The 18,285-nt window shown below is 37.9% G+C and carries 15 protein-coding genes; 5 read left to right on the top strand and 10 right to left on the bottom strand.

Translation table 11 applies throughout. The features are described 5' to 3' along the window. Positions 1-15: 15 nt before the first annotated feature. The 4 genes from AB6N04_RS01900 to AB6N04_RS01885 all read right to left on the bottom strand — a co-directional run bounded on the left by AB6N04_RS01900 (position 16) and on the right by AB6N04_RS01885 (position 3,741). Positions 16-693: a molecular chaperone gene (locus AB6N04_RS01900; RefSeq protein WP_369310238.1), complete on the bottom strand. Its 678-nt coding sequence runs from the start codon at positions 691-693 to the stop codon at positions 16-18. Between the two features lie 56 nt (positions 694-749). Further along, on the bottom strand, positions 750-1,295 hold the full coding sequence (locus tag AB6N04_RS01895) for a fimbrial protein (RefSeq protein ID WP_369310237.1): 546 nt from the start codon (positions 1,293-1,295) through the stop codon (positions 750-752). Between the two features lie 737 nt (positions 1,296-2,032). Further along, entirely contained in the window at positions 2,033-2,803 is a 771-nt protein-coding gene (locus AB6N04_RS01890) for an ABC transporter permease (RefSeq protein ID WP_369310236.1), read from the bottom strand. After that, the gene (locus AB6N04_RS01885; RefSeq protein WP_369310235.1) at positions 2,803-3,741 is read right to left on the bottom strand and encodes an ABC transporter ATP-binding protein; all 939 of its coding nucleotides are present in this window, start codon (positions 3,739-3,741) and stop codon (positions 2,803-2,805) included. Before AB6N04_RS01885 ends, AB6N04_RS01890 begins: the two co-directional genes overlap by 1 nt. 257 nt (positions 3,742-3,998) lie before the next feature. Here AB6N04_RS01885 and can point away from each other — a divergent pair, with 257 nt between their 5' ends. Both can and AB6N04_RS01875 read left to right on the top strand, forming a co-directional pair. Continuing rightward, positions 3,999-4,652 carry a carbonate dehydratase gene (gene can / locus AB6N04_RS01880; protein ID WP_369310234.1) on the top strand — a complete coding sequence of 218 codons (654 nt, stop codon included), beginning with the start codon at positions 3,999-4,001 and terminating at the stop codon, positions 4,650-4,652. A gap of 415 nt (positions 4,653-5,067) precedes the next feature. Continuing rightward, on the top strand, positions 5,068-9,216 hold the full coding sequence (locus AB6N04_RS01875) for a filamentous hemagglutinin N-terminal domain-containing protein (protein WP_369310233.1): 4,149 nt from the start codon (positions 5,068-5,070) through the stop codon (positions 9,214-9,216). A 237-nt stretch (positions 9,217-9,453) separates the two neighbouring features. Here the strand turns inward: AB6N04_RS01875 and hpt are convergent, their stop codons facing one another. Beyond that, positions 9,454-9,990 (bottom strand): hypoxanthine phosphoribosyltransferase, encoded by a 537-nt coding sequence (gene hpt, locus AB6N04_RS01870; RefSeq protein WP_369310232.1) that lies wholly within the window; start codon positions 9,988-9,990, stop codon positions 9,454-9,456. A 126-nt stretch (positions 9,991-10,116) separates the two neighbouring features. Then, positions 10,117-11,718, bottom strand: coding sequence for a multicopper oxidase CueO (cueO, locus tag AB6N04_RS01865; protein ID WP_369310231.1), 1,602 nt, complete (start codon positions 11,716-11,718; stop codon positions 10,117-10,119). A gap of 241 nt (positions 11,719-11,959) precedes the next feature. Between cueO and AB6N04_RS01860 the strand changes: the two genes are divergently transcribed. Further along, positions 11,960-12,310 carry a YacC family pilotin-like protein gene (locus AB6N04_RS01860; protein ID WP_369310230.1) on the top strand — a complete coding sequence of 117 codons (351 nt, stop codon included), beginning with the start codon at positions 11,960-11,962 and terminating at the stop codon, positions 12,308-12,310. A 68-nt stretch (positions 12,311-12,378) separates the two neighbouring features. Here AB6N04_RS01860 and AB6N04_RS01855 read toward each other — a convergent pair whose 3' ends face one another. Continuing rightward, complete coding sequence (locus tag AB6N04_RS01855) at positions 12,379-13,419, bottom strand: AbrB family transcriptional regulator (RefSeq protein WP_369310229.1); 1,041 nt, start codon at positions 13,417-13,419, stop codon at positions 12,379-12,381. Between the two features lie 176 nt (positions 13,420-13,595). Beyond that, positions 13,596-14,228: a TetR/AcrR family transcriptional regulator gene (locus AB6N04_RS01850; protein WP_369310228.1), complete on the bottom strand. Its 633-nt coding sequence runs from the start codon at positions 14,226-14,228 to the stop codon at positions 13,596-13,598. A gap of 367 nt (positions 14,229-14,595) precedes the next feature. Here AB6N04_RS01850 and AB6N04_RS01845 point away from each other — a divergent pair, with 367 nt between their 5' ends. Together AB6N04_RS01845 and AB6N04_RS01840 are read left to right on the top strand one after the other, a co-directional pair. Further along, the gene (locus AB6N04_RS01845; RefSeq protein WP_369310227.1) at positions 14,596-15,816 is read left to right on the top strand and encodes a Tm-1-like ATP-binding domain-containing protein; all 1,221 of its coding nucleotides are present in this window, start codon (positions 14,596-14,598) and stop codon (positions 15,814-15,816) included. A gap of 11 nt (positions 15,817-15,827) precedes the next feature. Then, a complete protein-coding gene (locus AB6N04_RS01840) occupies positions 15,828-16,655 on the top strand; it encodes a phosphoenolpyruvate hydrolase family protein (protein WP_369310226.1) in 828 nt (275 codons plus the stop codon). A gap of 55 nt (positions 16,656-16,710) precedes the next feature. Here the strand turns inward: AB6N04_RS01840 and AB6N04_RS01835 are convergent, their stop codons facing one another. Continuing rightward, positions 16,711-17,349, bottom strand: coding sequence for a hypothetical protein (locus AB6N04_RS01835; protein WP_369310225.1), 639 nt, complete (start codon positions 17,347-17,349; stop codon positions 16,711-16,713). A 41-nt stretch (positions 17,350-17,390) separates the two neighbouring features. After that, on the bottom strand, positions 17,391-18,155 hold the full coding sequence (locus tag AB6N04_RS01830; protein WP_369310224.1) for a hypothetical protein: 765 nt from the start codon (positions 18,153-18,155) through the stop codon (positions 17,391-17,393). Between the last annotated feature and the right edge of the window lie 130 nt (positions 18,156-18,285).

Here is an 18,285-nt window from a genome sequence, read left to right as displayed (position 1 = left end):
TAGTCTTCCATCTGATTATTTTAATATTTGTGTTTTAGACTTTGTTATTGCTCCATGGTCATTAACTGCATTCCAAGTCACCTGATTGGCTTGAATACCCGAAACATTCCAAGACATTTCCCCCATTGGAGGCACCATACCTGGTTCATCAATTTCTTTATTCCCGACTTTTAGATCACCAAAAGAAACATAGTAAGGTGTTGGATTTTTAGCTTTTAGGTTATTACCCTGTTTTTCGAAACTGAGTTTTTCATAAGCCGTTAACGCATCTGCATTTGGAAGGTTCGTTGGACGATAGATCAACTTAATTTTGTTATTGATTGAAATAGTCAGATTATTGGTTGAATTGGGATCTGTTGGTGGAATAGATTTCACATTCAACCAATATATGGACTCTTTATCTGTAGGAAGATTTGGATCAGTTAAAACAATTCTTACCGCATTAGCCGATTCAGGTTCAATACGAAAAAGTGGTGGCGTCACTGTAAATGGCACTTTTTGTGTATCTGCACTATTAAAATTATTGACCCACGATTGCACAAGAAAAGGCGTTTTATCGTTATTACGAACAGAGATCGACGTTTCTTTTTTGTCACCCCCATAAATCACTCGAGTTCCACCTAATACCACACTTGCATTCGCATTGATGATGAGACAGCAAAAAAGCGCTAAAATCGAAAGTGATTTTTTCAAAATTCTCTCCTGTTAATATCAAAAAAGAGGGAACAAACGTTCCCTAATTGAACTTATTATTGGTTGTACTGAATTGTTACCGTCACATCAGCGTTTGCTTTACCCGCAGTCACGCTATCAGCAGTCGTCACATAACGCGCATAATATGTTTTTTCGCCGATGTTACCGTTTAATGGAATACCATCAGCTTCAGTATTAGGCGTATAAAAGTTAGTCCCATTTTCATCGCCTGAAATACCAATACCGACACCTTCCGCTTCATCAACTGCATATAATTGAGGGTTATCTGGATGCACGCTTCCCCCACCGAACGTCACTCGTGCTTTATTTAATGCCCCAGGACAACCACTTAAACCAATAGTTAATGGCACTGCTTCAGTTGTTTCGCCAACTTTATTAAATGTATTTGCCATCCATGTCCCCAACTGAACTGTCCCCTCATCTTTATTCGTGTTATTCACTTCAACGGTACAAGTGCTATCAATAAATTGACCTTTGAAATGAATAGTCCCTTTAGCATTACCACTTTCAGCGGCATGCAGCGCGCTGGAAAATGAAGCAATAATTATCGACGAAATGAATATGGATTTTTTAAAATGCATAAGACTCCCTTACTTATTAGTAAATAAAATTAACAGTAAACAGGCGTGATATATATCTACCTATTTAGCAACTATTATTTAGAACACTTGATTCACAAAAAGTATATTAGATCATTTTAAGTAATTCCATATTATGAGTATAATTTTGATATTTTACTTAAGTTATGCAATTCATAGGGCAATAAGCGGGAAAATACGCAAAGCATCACCAACAAAAAACAATCAATCACAAATAAATAGAATTTAACACTAAAAATACACCGCGATTGGATTTTTATAATTTTTACAATAACTGTAACACGATATTTCGTTATTAATATAAATTAATAAAAAGTCAAAAATAGGAGGGATTTTCAACAAAACTAACACTAAAGACACAAGAGTAATAAACAAAATACACGAAAAAATAAGCATAAAAAAATAATTATTTATATTAATCAGGCAATTACATCGATATCAAAAAATATTTTAATAGTTACACTTTATTTTAATACCACAGAAAAAACATTAACAAATACTTATGAGAATTATTTCTTATAGCTATTCAGATAAAAATTATTAAAAAAGCAAATTGTTACCAGATTAAATTAAACTTGATTTTTATTTAAGTTTCATCGGTAGTTAAAGAACCAAGTAAATATAATACGTAAAAATACGCAATAAAAAAGGCTGTACCTTATTCGTTGAAAATAACGTTTAGGTACAGCCTTATTTTAAATTAAGTGATTTCACTTAAATTAACTACGTAAACCTCTTCCTTGTTCGATTAAATACCATGTGAGTAAATAAAAAACGAACAGGAAAATCATTAAAACCCCCAAGGTAATGACTATTGATACATCCGCAATACCTAAAAAACCATATCGAAAACCGCTAATCATATACACAATGGGGTTGAGCTTAGAAACAGCCTGCCAAAACGGGGGTAATAATGAGAGTGAGTAGAACACCCCCCCCAAATACGTTAATGGCGTTAAAACGAACGTTGGGACGATGCTTATATCATCAAACGTTTTTGCAAAAATCGCATTCAACAGGCCAGCAAGTGAGAACACTATCGCTGTTAATAATAGCGTTATAACGATCATAAGCCACGAATGAACCTGTAATGGGATAAAAAATAATGAAACTAATGTGACAAGGAAGCCCACTAAGATCCCTCGAGCAACGCCACCACCAACAAAGCCCGCAATAATAATGTGCGTTGGTACGGGCGCAACAAGTAATTCCTCAATATTTTTTTGGAACTTAGAACCAAAAAACGACGAACAAACATTAGAATATGAGTTAGTGATCACCGCCATCATAATCAGACCAGGGACAATAAATTGCATATAATCCACGCCGCCCATATCACCGATCCGTGAGCCAATTAAATTCCCAAAAATAACGAAATATAATGACATGGTAACAACGGGCGGTAACAACGTTTGTACCCAAATTCGTCCAAAACGGGTAACTTCTTTTATCCAGATTGTTTTTAATGCAACCCAATACAGTGAGAACATTAGGCTATCTCCTTCTCAGCCGTATGGCTTTCTTTTTTTACTAAGCTAACAAATAATTCTTCCAAACGATTGGCCTTATTACGCATACTCAAAATTTGAACGCCTTGTTCATTTAATTGACTAAAGACACCATTTAGCCCTTGTTCTCTTTTAACATCAACTTCCAGCGTTGATGTATCTACCAATCGAGACTCATAACCGAATAACTGAGGGATAGGACTTTTTGGCATTAAATCAAAGATAAAGGTTTCCGACTCCAATTTACTCAGCAATTGTTTCATGCTGGTATTTTCAACCAGCTCACCATGTTGAATAATACCAATATTGCGACACAGCATTTCCGCTTCTTCTAAGTAGTGTGTCGTTAAAATAATTGTAGTGCCTTGGGCATTTAAATTTTTTAAAAATGACCACATCGAACGGCGTAACTCGATATCAACACCCGCTGTTGGTTCATCCAAAATTAATAACTTTGGTTGGTGCATAAGTGCGCGAGCAATCATTAACCGGCGCTTCATCCCACCAGATAAATTGCGGGCACGCTCATCACGTTTTTCCCATAAATCCAACTGCGTTAAATATTGTTCAGCACGCTGTACTGCAACAGAGCGGGGTACGCCATAATAACCCGCTTGATTTAAAACAATTTGCAAAACGGTCTCGAATGGGTTGAAGTTAAATTCTTGAGGAACAAGACCAAGTTGCTGCTTTGCTTGCACAACGTCTTTTTCTAGGTCATAGCCAAATACTTTGACTGAACCGCTGGTTTTATTAACTAATGAGCTAATAATACCGATAGTGGTAGATTTCCCTGCGCCATTAGGACCTAATAAAGCATAAAAGTCACCATCTTCAACATGTAAATCGATTCCTCGCAGAGCCTTAACGCCACCTGAATAGGTTTTTGTTAACTGCGATAACTCAAGTGCATACGTCATATATAAAAAAACCCTTTATTCTTAGGACGATTTGGAGGCAATATAATCTTATGATGCCACTTTTTTCTGCGCTATGTTATGCAGAAAAGAGATAATAGATTTCTATAAGATAATTCAATATGTTACTAATTGAGGGTTGTCTTGTCTAAATGAGTGGTTCATTATACCAATGTTGTAATTAGTATAACTAATTATTAATTAATCAATAAATGTTGTATAAGATTTTATCGCACAGTAACACAACTAGGCTATAAGTCATGATGAGAAAAATCGAAGAGCTGTTTGCCAATAATGAAGCATGGTCAGCCTCTGTAAAAGAACAAGATCCTGAATTCTTCAAAGAATTATCAAAAGCACAAAAGCCAAGATTCCTATGGATTGGCTGTTCAGACAGCCGAGTCCCCGCTGAAAAGTTAATCAATGCTGCACCTGGTGACCTATTCGTCCACCGTAACGTTGCAAACTTAGTTATCCATACCGATCTTAATTGTTTATCCGTCATTCAATATGCTGTCGATGTACTGCAAGTTGAACATATTATTATCTGTGGTCATTACGGATGTGGGGGTATTGAAGCGGCTGTAGACAATACAGAATTAGGCCTGATTAATAACTGGCTACTACACATTCGTGATATTTGGTACAGACATAGCTCAATGCTAGGTGAATTAAAACCTTGCGAACGCTTAAACCGTTTATGTGAATTGAACGTGGTTGAGCAAGTTTATAACTTAGGCCACTCTACTATCCTGCAATCAGCATGGAAACGAGGTCAGAAAGTGATGATCCATGGTTGGGTTTATGGTATCAACAATGGTCGCCTTCAAGACTTGCATATCACTGCGGATAGCCGAGAAAAACTTGAGCTTTGCTACCGCGAATCGATATCAAACTTAACACAAAAGAAATAACACTCAGAAAAGGCCCTAATATCTAGGGTCTTTTCTATTGATATCATTTCCTCTTGGAGTAAAAACAGAATTAAATAAAAAAAATATTTTCATATAAAAAGAACGTTTCACACAATTTAAAAACGCTTAACACTCAAAATTAAAAAAAATAAAAAATTATGCATATCCCCATAAGTAATTACACACACGAACGCCAAAGCAGAGTATTTACTATTCTTTGATTTTAAAAGACAAAAACAAATCATTTGTATTTTAATCTGATTTTCCCTCATTAATGACATTTAATCTCACAAGATAAAAAAACCATTTAATTAAGTATATTTAAATATACTTATTCATTAATTCAAGCATAATTCAATAGCCATAATAAAAATCACTTTAACTTAAACAAATATTCAAATTTAGGGATATACCTATGAATCAATCTATTAAATTTGGTGCAGAAAACCCCAAATTGAAACTAAAACCTATTTTCCTCTGTGTCTCTGCAATCCTTGGTGTAGCTTCTTTTTCTCATGCTGAAATAATTAATACTAATGGTGCGGGGGTTATGAACCAAAATAATCGCCCAACTATTGTTCATATTAATAAAGCAAGTGATAAAGGTGTATCCCATAATATTTACAGTAAATTTGATGTCGATAAAAATGGCGTCATCCTAAATAATAGCAAAATTGACACTGATACAAAATTAGGCGGTCTTATTAATGGTAACCTTAATTTAGCCAACGGTGCCGCTAAAGTTATCATTAATGAAGTTAACTCTAATAGTACAACAACCTTAAATGGTATGGTTGAGGTTGCGGGTGAGAGAGCAAAAGTTATTATTGCTAACCCCTCAGGCATTACTTGTAATAGCTGCGGATTTATTAACACGAAAGATACAACGCTAACTACTGGAAAACCCTTAATTGCCAATGGTGAATTACTCGGTTATAACGTTGCTAAAGGCCAAATTATTATCAATAAAGGCTTAGAGTCCGAGTCACCTACTGAACTTATTTCTCGTTCAGCCATTATTAATGGACAATTAAACTCAAAAGAAATAAAAATAGTTACAGGTAATAATTTTGTAGATGCAAACGGCGATGCACAAGCCACTGTCGCGGGTACAGGGAGCCGACCTTCTGTAGGAATAGATGTTTCGGCATTAGGGGGAATGTATGCAAATAAAATCACGCTTGTTTCTACTGAAAGTGGCACTGGCGTCAGTAATCAAGGTACTATTTCTGCAAAAGATGGCGGGCTAACCATCAACTCTTCTGGTCTCGTGGTTAATGAAAAGAATAAGATTGAATCTATTGGTGATATCAATATTAATAGCAGCGGATTGACTAATACCGCACTTATTTCAGCCAAAAAAAATATTAATATTACTAACACCTCTGTAAATAGCTATTTAAATAATAATAGTGGAAAAATCATTTCAACCGCAGGTGATATTAATCTAAAAACGCCAACTACATTACTCAATCGTGTTGATGGTCAAATCATTGCCAAAAATAATATTGATATAAAAACTATTGATATCCAAAATGGCACCGGTCTGATTAAAGCAGAAACAGGTGATGTCGATATAGATGCAAGAGGTACCGTTTATCAATGGAAAAGAAATAGTAAAAATATTCTAGAAGATCGCATTGTTGCTGGGCGAGATATTAACATCACTGCGGATAGAGTTATCAGTGAAGCGGCTAATATTGAATCTGGACGAGATGTTAATATTACAACAACCTCTGCTATTGAAAATGCTAATACATCGATTGTTGCTAAGCGAAGAGTAAACATAAATGCAGGTACTATCACCAACAAAGCGTCATCGATCATCGCGACTAACGCTAAGTCTGATATTTCTGCTTCTAAATACATTAATAATGATGCGAACTCAATTATCAGTAGTGGCCGAGGACTGAATATTACGTCCGCAAAACTCGTCAATAATGGGAAAATTATTTCACCCACCAACAAACCCAATACACCGCCTATTCCAACCTATGTTACGGATATTAAAGTTGATACAATTGAAAACGTAGGCGGTATGATTACTGGTGATACACTGAACTTTACATCTGATACCATTATTAATGACCAAGGTTTTATTGATGCCACAAAACTAAATGTAACGGCTAATACCTTAAATAATTATAAAGGGTATATTCGTAGTTACGAAGACATTACCCTTGATGTAAAAACACTCAGTAATACCTATTCAAGCTACTTTGGTAATTTTGCGTCTAAATTTGGGTTAACCAATAAAATAGGCGGAATTGAAGTATTAGATGGTGGTATTACTGTGACCAGTGATATTGTATCTAATTACTATGGTTTTTTTAAAAGCACTATGCAAGAACGAGTTGCAACCTCTGGAGGTATGGAGTTCAATGTCACCGGACTGTTCGAGAATAACTATGGCGAATTAAATAGCGAAGGTAATATTGCAATTAATGCAAAAGAAGCGTCTAACTACAAAGGCTTAATTAATACAAATAGAAAATTGCAGATCAGAGCTTCTGAATATATCAACAACATTTATGGTAACTTGAAATCAAAGAATGTCACCGAGCTTTATACGCCTGTAGTGAAGACTTACGATAAAAATGAAACCTATAGCTTAGATGGTACAGGGATTATTTACAGACCTGACGGGTTAAATATTATTCATATTAAGAAACCTTCAGATAAAGGCATTTCACATAATACTTATCAAAGCTTTAATGTGGGTGAAAAAGGAGTCATTTTTAATAATAGTGATGTCCAATCAACCACTCAATTAGGCGGAAATATTTATGGTAATCAGAATTTAGCAGGCTCAGCCCCGGCAAAGGTTATTTTAAATGAAGTGGTTGCCAATAATATTAGTACTATTAACGGCATGATGGAAGTTGCAGGAACAGCAGCACAAGTTATTGTCGCTAATGCCTCAGGTATCACCTGTAATAATTGTGGTTTTATTAATGCAACCCGTGGGGCGTTTGTTACAGGTACACCACTTGTTGTTGGTAACAATTTAATTGGCTATAACGTTAGTAAAGGTCAAATTACCGTTAATAAAAAACTAACATCTAAAGATGCTGTCGATTTTATCGCACGTTCAGTACTCATTAATGGCGATGTTAAGGCAAATGAAATCAATATCTCAACAGGTTCAAATGTATTTGACCAACAGGGTAATGTACTTTCTACTGTCTCAGGACCTGCCAGTCAGGATAACTATGGAATTACGATTGCTGCTAAGGGAAGTTTAGATGCTGAAAAAATAAACCTTAATGTCAATGAAAGCGGTCGTTTTTTAAGTAACTCGGGGTTAATTAATGCAGGGAATAATGGGTTAACCGTTAATGCTTACGCAGTACATAATACTGGTACAATCCAAGGTAAAGGTAATCTTGACCTAACATCCACTGGACGTTACACCTTTAACAATGACTATGGAAATATTATCTCGACTAATGGTGATATTAAAATTACATCTAATAACTCCTTACATAACCGTTATAATGGCTTAATCAGCGCAAAAAAAGATGTCAACCTGAATATTTCTGAAAATATTCAAAATGGCGGCGGTTTAATCAAAGCTGAACAAGGTGATATTAATGCTAATGTCGATACAATCTACAACTGGGCAAGTAACAATAGCCAGCACGGAAAAAATAGGTTCATTGCCGGTAGAGATATTAATATTAATGGGGGACGAATTGTTAATGAACAAGCTGTCATGACAGCGGGACGTGATTTCACATTTACAGGTTCAGAGCTAACTAATCGTGCCTCTAGCGCCATCAAAGCAAATCGTCGCGTAACCATTGACTCTGATTATGTAATTAATCAGTCATCTACCATTCAAGCTGAAACTGGTAGAATGGATATTACGGCACAAAAAGAACTCACTAATGACACAAAGAGTACAATTAGCAGCGACAAACTGATGAATATCACATCACCAAAACTGACTAACAGTGGCATTATTGTTTCAAATAATGGCAAGTCTACCTTTGCTGTCGATAACTTAACAAACAATGCTGGCTATATTAAAGGCTTTAACCTCAACATTATTTCTAATTATTTATATAATATCGGTGGCCTGATTAAAGCAGGCAATAATGTAGTGATGAATGCAGATTATATTGCCAATACAAATGCTTCTGACTTTAGCAAAAATACGTACTATCTTGGTTTACCAAGTCAAAAAGGCGGTATTATTGCAGAGAATGGAAAGATTAACATCAAAGGCATTCAGTTGAATAATGCTTCAGGTCTTATTCAAACCAATGCTATCTTCCCTGCGGCTGGAGAAGCGGATATCAATATTGCGATGAGCAATGAGATAGTCAATAACTATGCGCAAATATACAGTGCAGGAAATTTGAATGTGAGCGCAAACACGATTGGTAATTACAGTGGGATCATGAAAGCCGATCTGGATTTAACTGCTAAAGCAGGGTATGCCACTAACAATATTTACGGAATATTTAATTCAAGAAACACCACTAAAGTGACATCTCCTATCCTTTCAAATAACAATGGAAAGATCACGGGTAACAAAGTAATAATTGAAACCAACTAATTGATAGATTTCCATATTGTCATAACCAAAGGACAGCGAATACGCTGTCCTGAGGTTGTTGACAAAGTGGGATAAAAGCGTGGTTTTTCCCACTTTGTGTTATCAGGCGAAAATCAATATATTGATTTTCCTTGTTTATTTTCAAAACCTATCCAACCTGCTGACAAACATGTTATGTTTGTCAGCAGTCTGAGGACAGCGAATACGCTGTCCTTTCTTTATTCTTTTTCCCGATGATCACTCTTCGAGTAAGGTCACATGCCCAATATACGGAAGATGACGATACTGTTGTGCGTAGTCAATACCATAGCCAACAACGAATTTATCTTCGATTGAATAACCAATCCATTCAACAGGCACATCCACTTCACGACGTGATGGTTTATCCAATAAAGTACAAATAGCGACCGATTTAGGACCTCGTAATTGGAAAATTTCACGAACTTTATTTAAGGTATTACCCGAGTCGATAATATCTTCAACAATTAAAACGTGTTTACCACGAATATCTTCATCTAAATCTTTGACAATTTTGACATCACGGCTTGATGTCGTCCCATTACCGTAACTTGACACGGTCATAAAATCGACTTCATGGGGAACATCAATTTTACGGCATAAATCAGCCATAAAAATAAATGAGCCTTTCAATAAGCCAACAAGGACTAAATCACCTTCAAGGGGTTGGTAATGTGCACTGATTTTTTCAGCGAGTTCACTGATTCGTTGAGCAATCTCTTCTTCAGAGATCATGACTTCAAGGGTATGTTTCATCTTCAATTACGCATCTAAAGGAATGGAAAGCGCGTAATTTTAGCATAGGCGTATGTCAGATACTAATAAAGGAGATGCAGCACTCAAATTTAATGCTGCATGTTGTCCTAAAATATAAGTGCGTAATTAGCTCACTGTAAAGCCAAGCATCATTCCTGTGTCTTCATGTTCTAATAAATGGCAATGCGCCATATAAGGGTGTGCTTTCGTTGCAGGGTGCTTAAACTCCACTAAAATCTCACTGACCTGTCCTTCAACTTTGACAATATCTTTCCAACCTTGACGATGCGGCTCTACCGCTTGACCATTCTCTTTTAGAATACGAAAGCGTGTACCATGGACATGAAATGGATGCAGCATCATGTCCCCACGTCCTGAAATTACCCAAATTTCTTGACGTCCCATTGGCGCATCAAAAGCAGGGTGAGTCATCGAAAACACTTGTCCATTAATCGTATTGGCATTGTGAATATCTAAATCGCCTATGCCAGTTCCACAATGTCCACCATTGCCCATACCACCGCGCATCCTGCCACTGCCCATATTGCTTTGGTTCATATTCCCCATCATCGCACCATGACCGCCCATATTGCCCATGGCTTGTGCACCATACTTTTCACGTAGCATCATCATGCCTTGCATGTCTAAACGCATATCCATCATCAAATGGAAACGACGGCGGTTTAAGCCAGTTAAAGATGGAAGTGCTGGAATTGCTGCAAGTGTTGAGGGTAATTTGCCATCACCATTTGTTAATGTGGTTTCAATACGCAAAACCGGCAGAGGCTGATCAAAAGGAGCGATGGTCATTCCCATTTGCCCCACAGGTAATGTGACTAAATCAAATGCACGACCATCGGAAGCGTCAATTAGCACCTCAAAACGCTCCCCCATCAGGATAGGTAATTCGGTCAATGCAATAGGCTCAGCAAGTAGACCGCCATCACTGGCAACCACATACATTTTACGACCATCGCTGGTTGAAATGTTTAGGCTACGAGCATTACAGCCATTAAGTAAACGCAAGCGGATCCAGCCTTTTGGTGCAACGTGTTTCGGATAAACGGCACCGTTCGTTAACATTAAATCACCAAACCAGCCTACTGCTGCACTCATGACATCAAGTTGATAATCAATTTGCCCGTCATCTTTCAAACGTTTGTCTTGTAAAATCACAGGGATATCATCAACGCCCCAGTGACTAGGTAAACCGTATTTTGCACTGTCTTCATCTTTGATCAGAACTAACCCCGCCAGCCCCATAGCCACTTGATAACCTGTTTTCCCGTGTGTATGTGGATGGAACCAGCAAGTAGCCTCACTTTGATTAACCGTAAAATTGACCTTACGTGTTGCCCCAGGTTGGATAATCGCTTGAGGGCCACCATCTTGTTCGCCTGAAATTTCTAAGCCATGCCAGTGAACCGTTGTCTCTTCCGCCAACTGATTTACAATATTAATATTAACGCTTTGGCCATTTTTCAAGCTAATGGCAGGGCCAAGCAAGTTGCCGTTATATCCCCACGTTGTGGTCTTTTTACCTGGAATGAATTGGGAGGTTCCTTGTTTAATCACCAGTTGAACATTTCCTTGTGCATCAGGCTCTAATAACGGCGGGATCGCAAGTGTGGGATAGTTTTCAGCGGCGACCGCGATGCGGCTCCAAATAGGCAGCGCACTTGCAGCATATGTGATAGCACTTAATTTCAAAAAATCGCGACGTAACATTGATAATCTTCCTTTTGTTTATCAAATCAATAATCAGTAACAGAGTATATTGAGGGAAATTACCCTTTCTCTGCAAAACATGGTTTAATAAAGCAAATGATAAAGCTTCCCCTTACAGGAAGGTCAACAAACCCACTCGATTATTATGGGTTTATTACATTCATTTAAGAAAAATATAGTTGACTAACAATTCTATTCTTATGCTAACGTTACTTGACATAGAAACCCGATAGAATAAAGAATGCGCAAATTTATATTAGTGATGTCATGCTTAATGACTCTGTTAGGGATAACCAATTCTGCCAGAGCTCTTGCCCCCAATGAAGCTGAAGATCTGGCGGATCTGACGGCTGTTTTTATTTACCTAAAATATGATTGTGGATACTCACAGATCCCCGATAGAGAGATTGAACGCGCTATCGTATATTTTGCGAAAAGCAATAAGTGGGATTTGAGCAACTACAACTCTGAGAAAATGACTCAGTTAAATAAAGAAAGTTATAATGACTTAAAGGGAATACCGCTGGCACAAGAGTTTAAGTGCCAATCATTAGCCCGAGACTCGCTCGGACTGTTTGCTTACGTAAAATAATCTCACCGTGACATTAAGAAAACATGCAAACTCAGTCTTGGCATGTTTTCTTCTCCATTCTGACGCTTTTATTGCCGTTTTTTTGCCCTACTTTCCTGCCAAAATAAAGCTATGGATGGGATACTTTGGATGATCACCATGCGGATAATATGATTCGACATAACAAACCCTGCATCTAAATTCATCGTGATTGCAGCGAAGGTCATCGCTTCCATGCTTCCAGGTGCCCAAGCAAGTAATAAAACAGAAATATCATATCCCGTTAGCCAAGCGGCAAACACAGTAATCAAGAACGTTAAAATAATATTAATAACAACAACTTGTGCAGAGGAGTAAATATTTTTAATCAACGAAGAAAGTGGGAAAACCACAAAATGGTTACCGATATTCATTCCAATTAGTACCATACTCAGTTCAGTTAGCATTAATGGAAGATTTAAAGGAATATCAACCCAACTTTGTATTAATGTTGCCGCCGCTAATGACGTGAGCATATAAGGTGCAGGAACTCTGAAACGCTGCAATATCAAACCGGCAATTACCCCAACCGCGATAATTAACAATAACCACATGGTGGCTATCCACGTTAATGAAGGAAACTCAATAATTGGTTGAGGATCACCATCACTACCAACGACAATTCCCGCCAATAAAATCAAAATAATAAGGCGAATAGTATGGGAAATCACAATCTTTTGCGGTGGTGTGTGGGTATGGTCTGTTAATGCTAAAATTGCTGCCATAGCGCCGGGCACTGAGCCTAACATAGCTTCTTGTTTTGTCCACCCCACTTTGCGATAAAACCAAAAAAAACTAAATGAAAATTGTACCGCTAAACACACCACCAGCATCAATAATAATAGAAATAAGTTATCAGCTTCATTAAGTGAAAGCTGATTAAACATCAGTCCAACGGAGGTACCTAATATCACTTGAACGAAAGGGATGGTATGTTTAGGAATAGCAAGGGAAATGCCAAAGCGATGGAAAATGATAATAGCGATAATTGGGCCAAACATCAGCGCTAATGGGATGCCAAGGTAAGTTAACCCACCACCAATCAAGGCACAAACAGCAATCCCAACTATCATTTTGAATGATTTCATCATGCGACATTAACCGTTAATACTATTTATAGCCTCAATTTATATCATATTATTAATGCTACATGACTTTAGTTTTCATTTATTTGTCATGATAGTGATTATTCACTATCATTTTATTGTTTGTCAGGTTTTGATTTTCTTTTTTTACTTGAGCACAAAAAAACGCACTTGGGAAAACCTTATTTTTTACCTTTAGCATTATCTGCTACTGCTTGGTTCATTATCGCTTTCGCCATCCACTGAGCCAATTCTGTAACCTGCTGGTTATCCATCTTCCAAATATCTTTTAATACCAAGAAAATTTCTGAACCATATATTACTGAAAATGCCTTGATTACCCTATCCACAATTTCTTGCGGATATTCTGATTTCATTGGTGTTGTGACCATCGCTAAAATATCTTTACGGTTTCCACGCTCAAATTGCTTGTTTTTGGCATCCTGTGGCGCAGAACGCCCTTGAGCCCATTGCTGTAATGAGGCTTGTAATGCAGCTCTTAAAGCGCCTTCGTGTTCAAACATTCGAGGGAAGGCAAAAGTCAGCAATTCATCAATGCGCTCTTCCGTTTTTTCACTCTGTGGACGCCAAGTTAAAATAGGCCCTAAACTCTCATTCACTGTTGCCGTAATTAAATCAGTTTGAGTCGGGAAATAACGATAAGCCGTTGCACGAGAAACCCCTGCTTCAAGCGCCAGCTCAGAAACAGAGGGCATTGCGCCTTTTTCAAATAGATCTAAAGCCGTGGTAACCAATAATACATAAGTCCGTTTTCGCGTTCCTTTATATTCTGAAACTGAATGAGTTTTCGGCATTTAATTATCCTTAAAATACTGTCTCTTATCACAAGTCTAGTCAATAATATTGAGAAAACACAAGGGAGAATAAGTACATCTACTCAACAAAACAGTTAAAACATCCATCCCTCAAACTAACCTGTATATACAACCAAATAAGTTATCCCTATCACAAATCTAGCAATCTTATGACTCACAATAGATACTGGGTATCAATTAATATTTATGATGTTTTATCAATAAGATATGCATATTATCAACTAATCGGTTTTACAACAAACCAGAAAATGAGACTGCAATCTCATTTTACAAGCAACAAAAATGATACTATAGTCTCATTACGGTGAAAAATTCAACGCGAACTCTAATCTGAAAGGATGTATATATGGAAAAGCACCCAGGTTTTATTTATGTCGCCACAACGCTGGATACAAAAAGCGCTGAACTCTTTTATGTTAGCGAATTAATCCAACGCGCAGGGCTAGCAGTTCGCACCGTTGACTTAACGACTCAACCAACACCATTAGAAAAAGACGCCGACATTAGCGCACACACTGTCGCAAGTTTTCACCCTTTAGGCCCAGAAGCGGTTTTTTGTGGTGATCGTGGCAAGGCGATTGAAGCCATGGCACACGCTTTTAGCTTGTACATTGCAGCACAAACCGATGTTGCAGCAATCCTTGGCTTAGGGGGCTCAGGGGGCACTGCTTTAATCACCCCAGCAATGCAAGTGCTTCCTGTCGGGATCCCCAAATTAATGGTTTCGACCATGGCTTCCGGTGATATTTCAGGTTATATCGGTGCGAGTGATATTTCCATGATGTACTCTGTCACCGATGTCTCCGGCTTGAATATCATCTCGCGTAAGGTATTAAAAAACGCCGCAAATCAAATTGCAGGGGCTGTCTGGTTTAATCAAGAAGATGAAAAAAATATCGATATTAAACCTGCGATTGCCCTAACTATGTTTGGCGTGACAACCCCTTGTGTTCAACAACTTACCGCACAATTAGAAGAACAGTATGACTGCCTCGTGTTTCATGCAACAGGTAGTGGCGGTAAAGCGATGGAAAAATTGATTGATAGTCGCTTACTGCATTCCGTGTTGGATATGACTACAACGGAAGTCTGTGACCATTTATTTGGGGGTGTTTTAGCTTGCGATGAAGATAGGTTTGGTGCTATCCAACGCACACAAACACCTTGTGTAATGTCATGTGGCGCGCTGGATATGGTGAACTTTGGTCGCCCCACCACCGTGCCAGAAAAATACCAAGACCGCTTATTCTACCATCATAATGCGCAAGTTACGTTAATGAGAACGACAAAAGAAGAAAACCAACAAATGGGTCGTTGGATTGCTGATAAATTAAACCGTTGTGATGGCGAAGTTCGTTTTATTGTTCCAACATCAGGGTTCTCCGCGTTAGATAGTGAAGGCGCACCGTTCTGGGATCCTATCGCAGATCAGGCGTTTATTGATGCACTAACAGAAAACCTTATAACAACAGAAAAAAGACAACTTATTTTGAGTCCTTATCACATTAATTCCCATGAGTTTTGTGAACAGGTTATTCAGCTACACCAGGAAATTTTGAACAAATAATAGAGGTTAATATGAAACATAACCGCGCAGATTTATTAAAAAAATTTAGAGCAATGATTGCTCGTGGGGAACCAATTATCGGTGGTGGTGCAGGTACTGGTTTATCGGCAAAATGTGAAGAAGCGGGTGGCATTGATTTAATTGTTATTTATAACTCCGGTCGTTATCGTATGGCTGGTCGTGGTTCACTTGCAGGTTTACTGGCTTATGGCAATGCCAATGAAATTGTGATGGACATGGCGAAGGAAGTCTTGCCGGTGGTGAAACATACCCCCGTCCTTGCAGGTGTAAACGGTACTGACCCATTCTGCCAATTTGATAAGTTTTTAGATGAGATCAAAGCAACCGGCTTTGCAGGCGTACAAAACTTCCCAACTGTAGGCCTAATTGATGGCAACTTCCGCGCTAACCTTGAAGAAACAGGAATGGGGTATGGTCTAGAAGTCGAGATGATCCGCATGGCGCACGAAAAAGATCTATTAACCACACCGTATGTTTTCAGCGCCGAGGATGCGGCTGCGATGACCCAAGCCGGTGCGGATATTATCGTGCCACATATGGGGCTGACAACAGGTGGTAATATCGGTGCAGAAACGGCTCTGTCGCTAAAAGATTGTGTCCCATTAATCAATGAATGGGCAAAAGCAGCTAAAGCCGTACGCGATGATGTCATTGTCCTTTGTCACGGTGGTCCTATCGCAACACCAGAAGATGCTGAATATATTTTAGCAAACTGCCCTGATTGCCACGGTTTTTATGGCGCAAGCTCAATGGAACGTTTGCCTACCGAAGTTGCTCTCACAAAGACTACACAGCAATTTAAATCAATAACACGTTAGTTTTTTATTTTTAATTTTTGTCAACACCAGGGCGCCTATTTCCATAGGCGCTTTTTTATTTATTACTTGGTTTTAAAAAACGCCACAATACCCAAAGTAATGACGTAGAGTAATACAACACACCGAATTGAATAATCATTAGCGGCTTCTCCGTCATACCTGTCATTTTTAACATACTATAATAATCATTTTCTGTCAGGTACTGTTGCGTGAGTCCCCCTTGAGACAAATAATGTGTTAAAAACATCGCTATGATAAAACACGCAACATAATGGCGTAACTTCCCAATCCCTTCACTAAAGGCATCAAAATAATCAAACTCACTTCTTTGCTGACGCCCAATAATAATTCGGTTAATCAACGTAACGGCATAAATATAAAGAATGGCGGAAGACTTAATTTGAGTGGTATGAAAGATATAGGCAACACCACCTAAAATTATCGCCACAAAAATAAAGAAAAAACCGCGTTGCAATACCGCCATCATTGTGCCCATATGCACCAATATAAATTCAAATAGCAGGATCAGGACCATATTGTAAATAACTTCAATTCCCGACCAATCAGGGGCAAACCACAGAGACAATAAAAATCCGATATAAAAAATGGTCAAGCCATAATCCACCAACTCAGGTAAATAGCTCACCATTCCTGGCGGTTTATCTGGCGCAATAAAATTGTGTTTCCCCTTCACTGTTGATGATGGCGAGAACTTTTTAGCTCTTTTTTTATTTTTTATTTTTTATTTTCCTTGCCACGAAATCCTTTTCCTTTTTCTTGGTAAATTGAATGCCCTTTGCACAAGAAATTCATTAAACAAGCCATAAATACAGGCAATCCAAAGTACAAAACACCAAAAGCAAAAGCAATATGCGGTTTATCTGGGAACTCTCCACCTGAAGAAATACTAGAATAATAGCCAATAGACTGTAAATATTCAGGCGTTACCCCACCATAAGGCACAAGGAAGGATAACATTAGCACAAGGAAAATACAGAACATAAAATTGAGTGCCATTAACGCTGAATAGCCCATGTTTTCGTTTCTTTCTTGTTCACTGCGACTCGTTAGACCGAACAATATTCGGTTTGCTACTGTAGCACTGTATAAATAAAGAATTAATGGGGAATCCCCGAGTACTGCCATGTTAATTGCCAATGCAAATAAACCATAGAATAGTGCAAATAGAGTCAACACCCGCCAATCACGAAAGACCGCCATGAAGACCCCAGAGTGAACCAAAATAAATTCAAAAATAAGGATCACGGTCAGATTATAAATAATCTCGATCGTGTAATACTCAGGAAAAAACCAAACGGATAAAATAAACCCAACATAAAAAAGAGAAAAACCGTAGTTAATTATCTTTGATAAAGCTCGAACAAGGCTAAATGAGTGCGAGTTTTCTTTCACACTTTTTTCTGTTGGCTGTTTTGGGAAAAAGCCTTGATTTGTATTCTTTGCTGTTTTTGATTGCTCATTCCCAGACGACTTAGTCATATTATCACTCCAGCTCATCAATTGTGCTTTTTCAATAAGCTACTTGATAACACCAGAAATAAACAGTGGCTAAAATCTGAATGGCGAAGCAAACCCAAGATTAAGTGTAAAAAATGACGACAAGATGGCA

Origin of the sequence: Providencia rettgeri, assembly GCF_041075285.1 — a bacterium.
Lineage (GTDB): Bacteria > Pseudomonadota > Gammaproteobacteria > Enterobacterales > Enterobacteriaceae > Providencia > Providencia rettgeri_G.
This window is presented reverse-complemented; position numbering and strand designations above follow the sequence as displayed.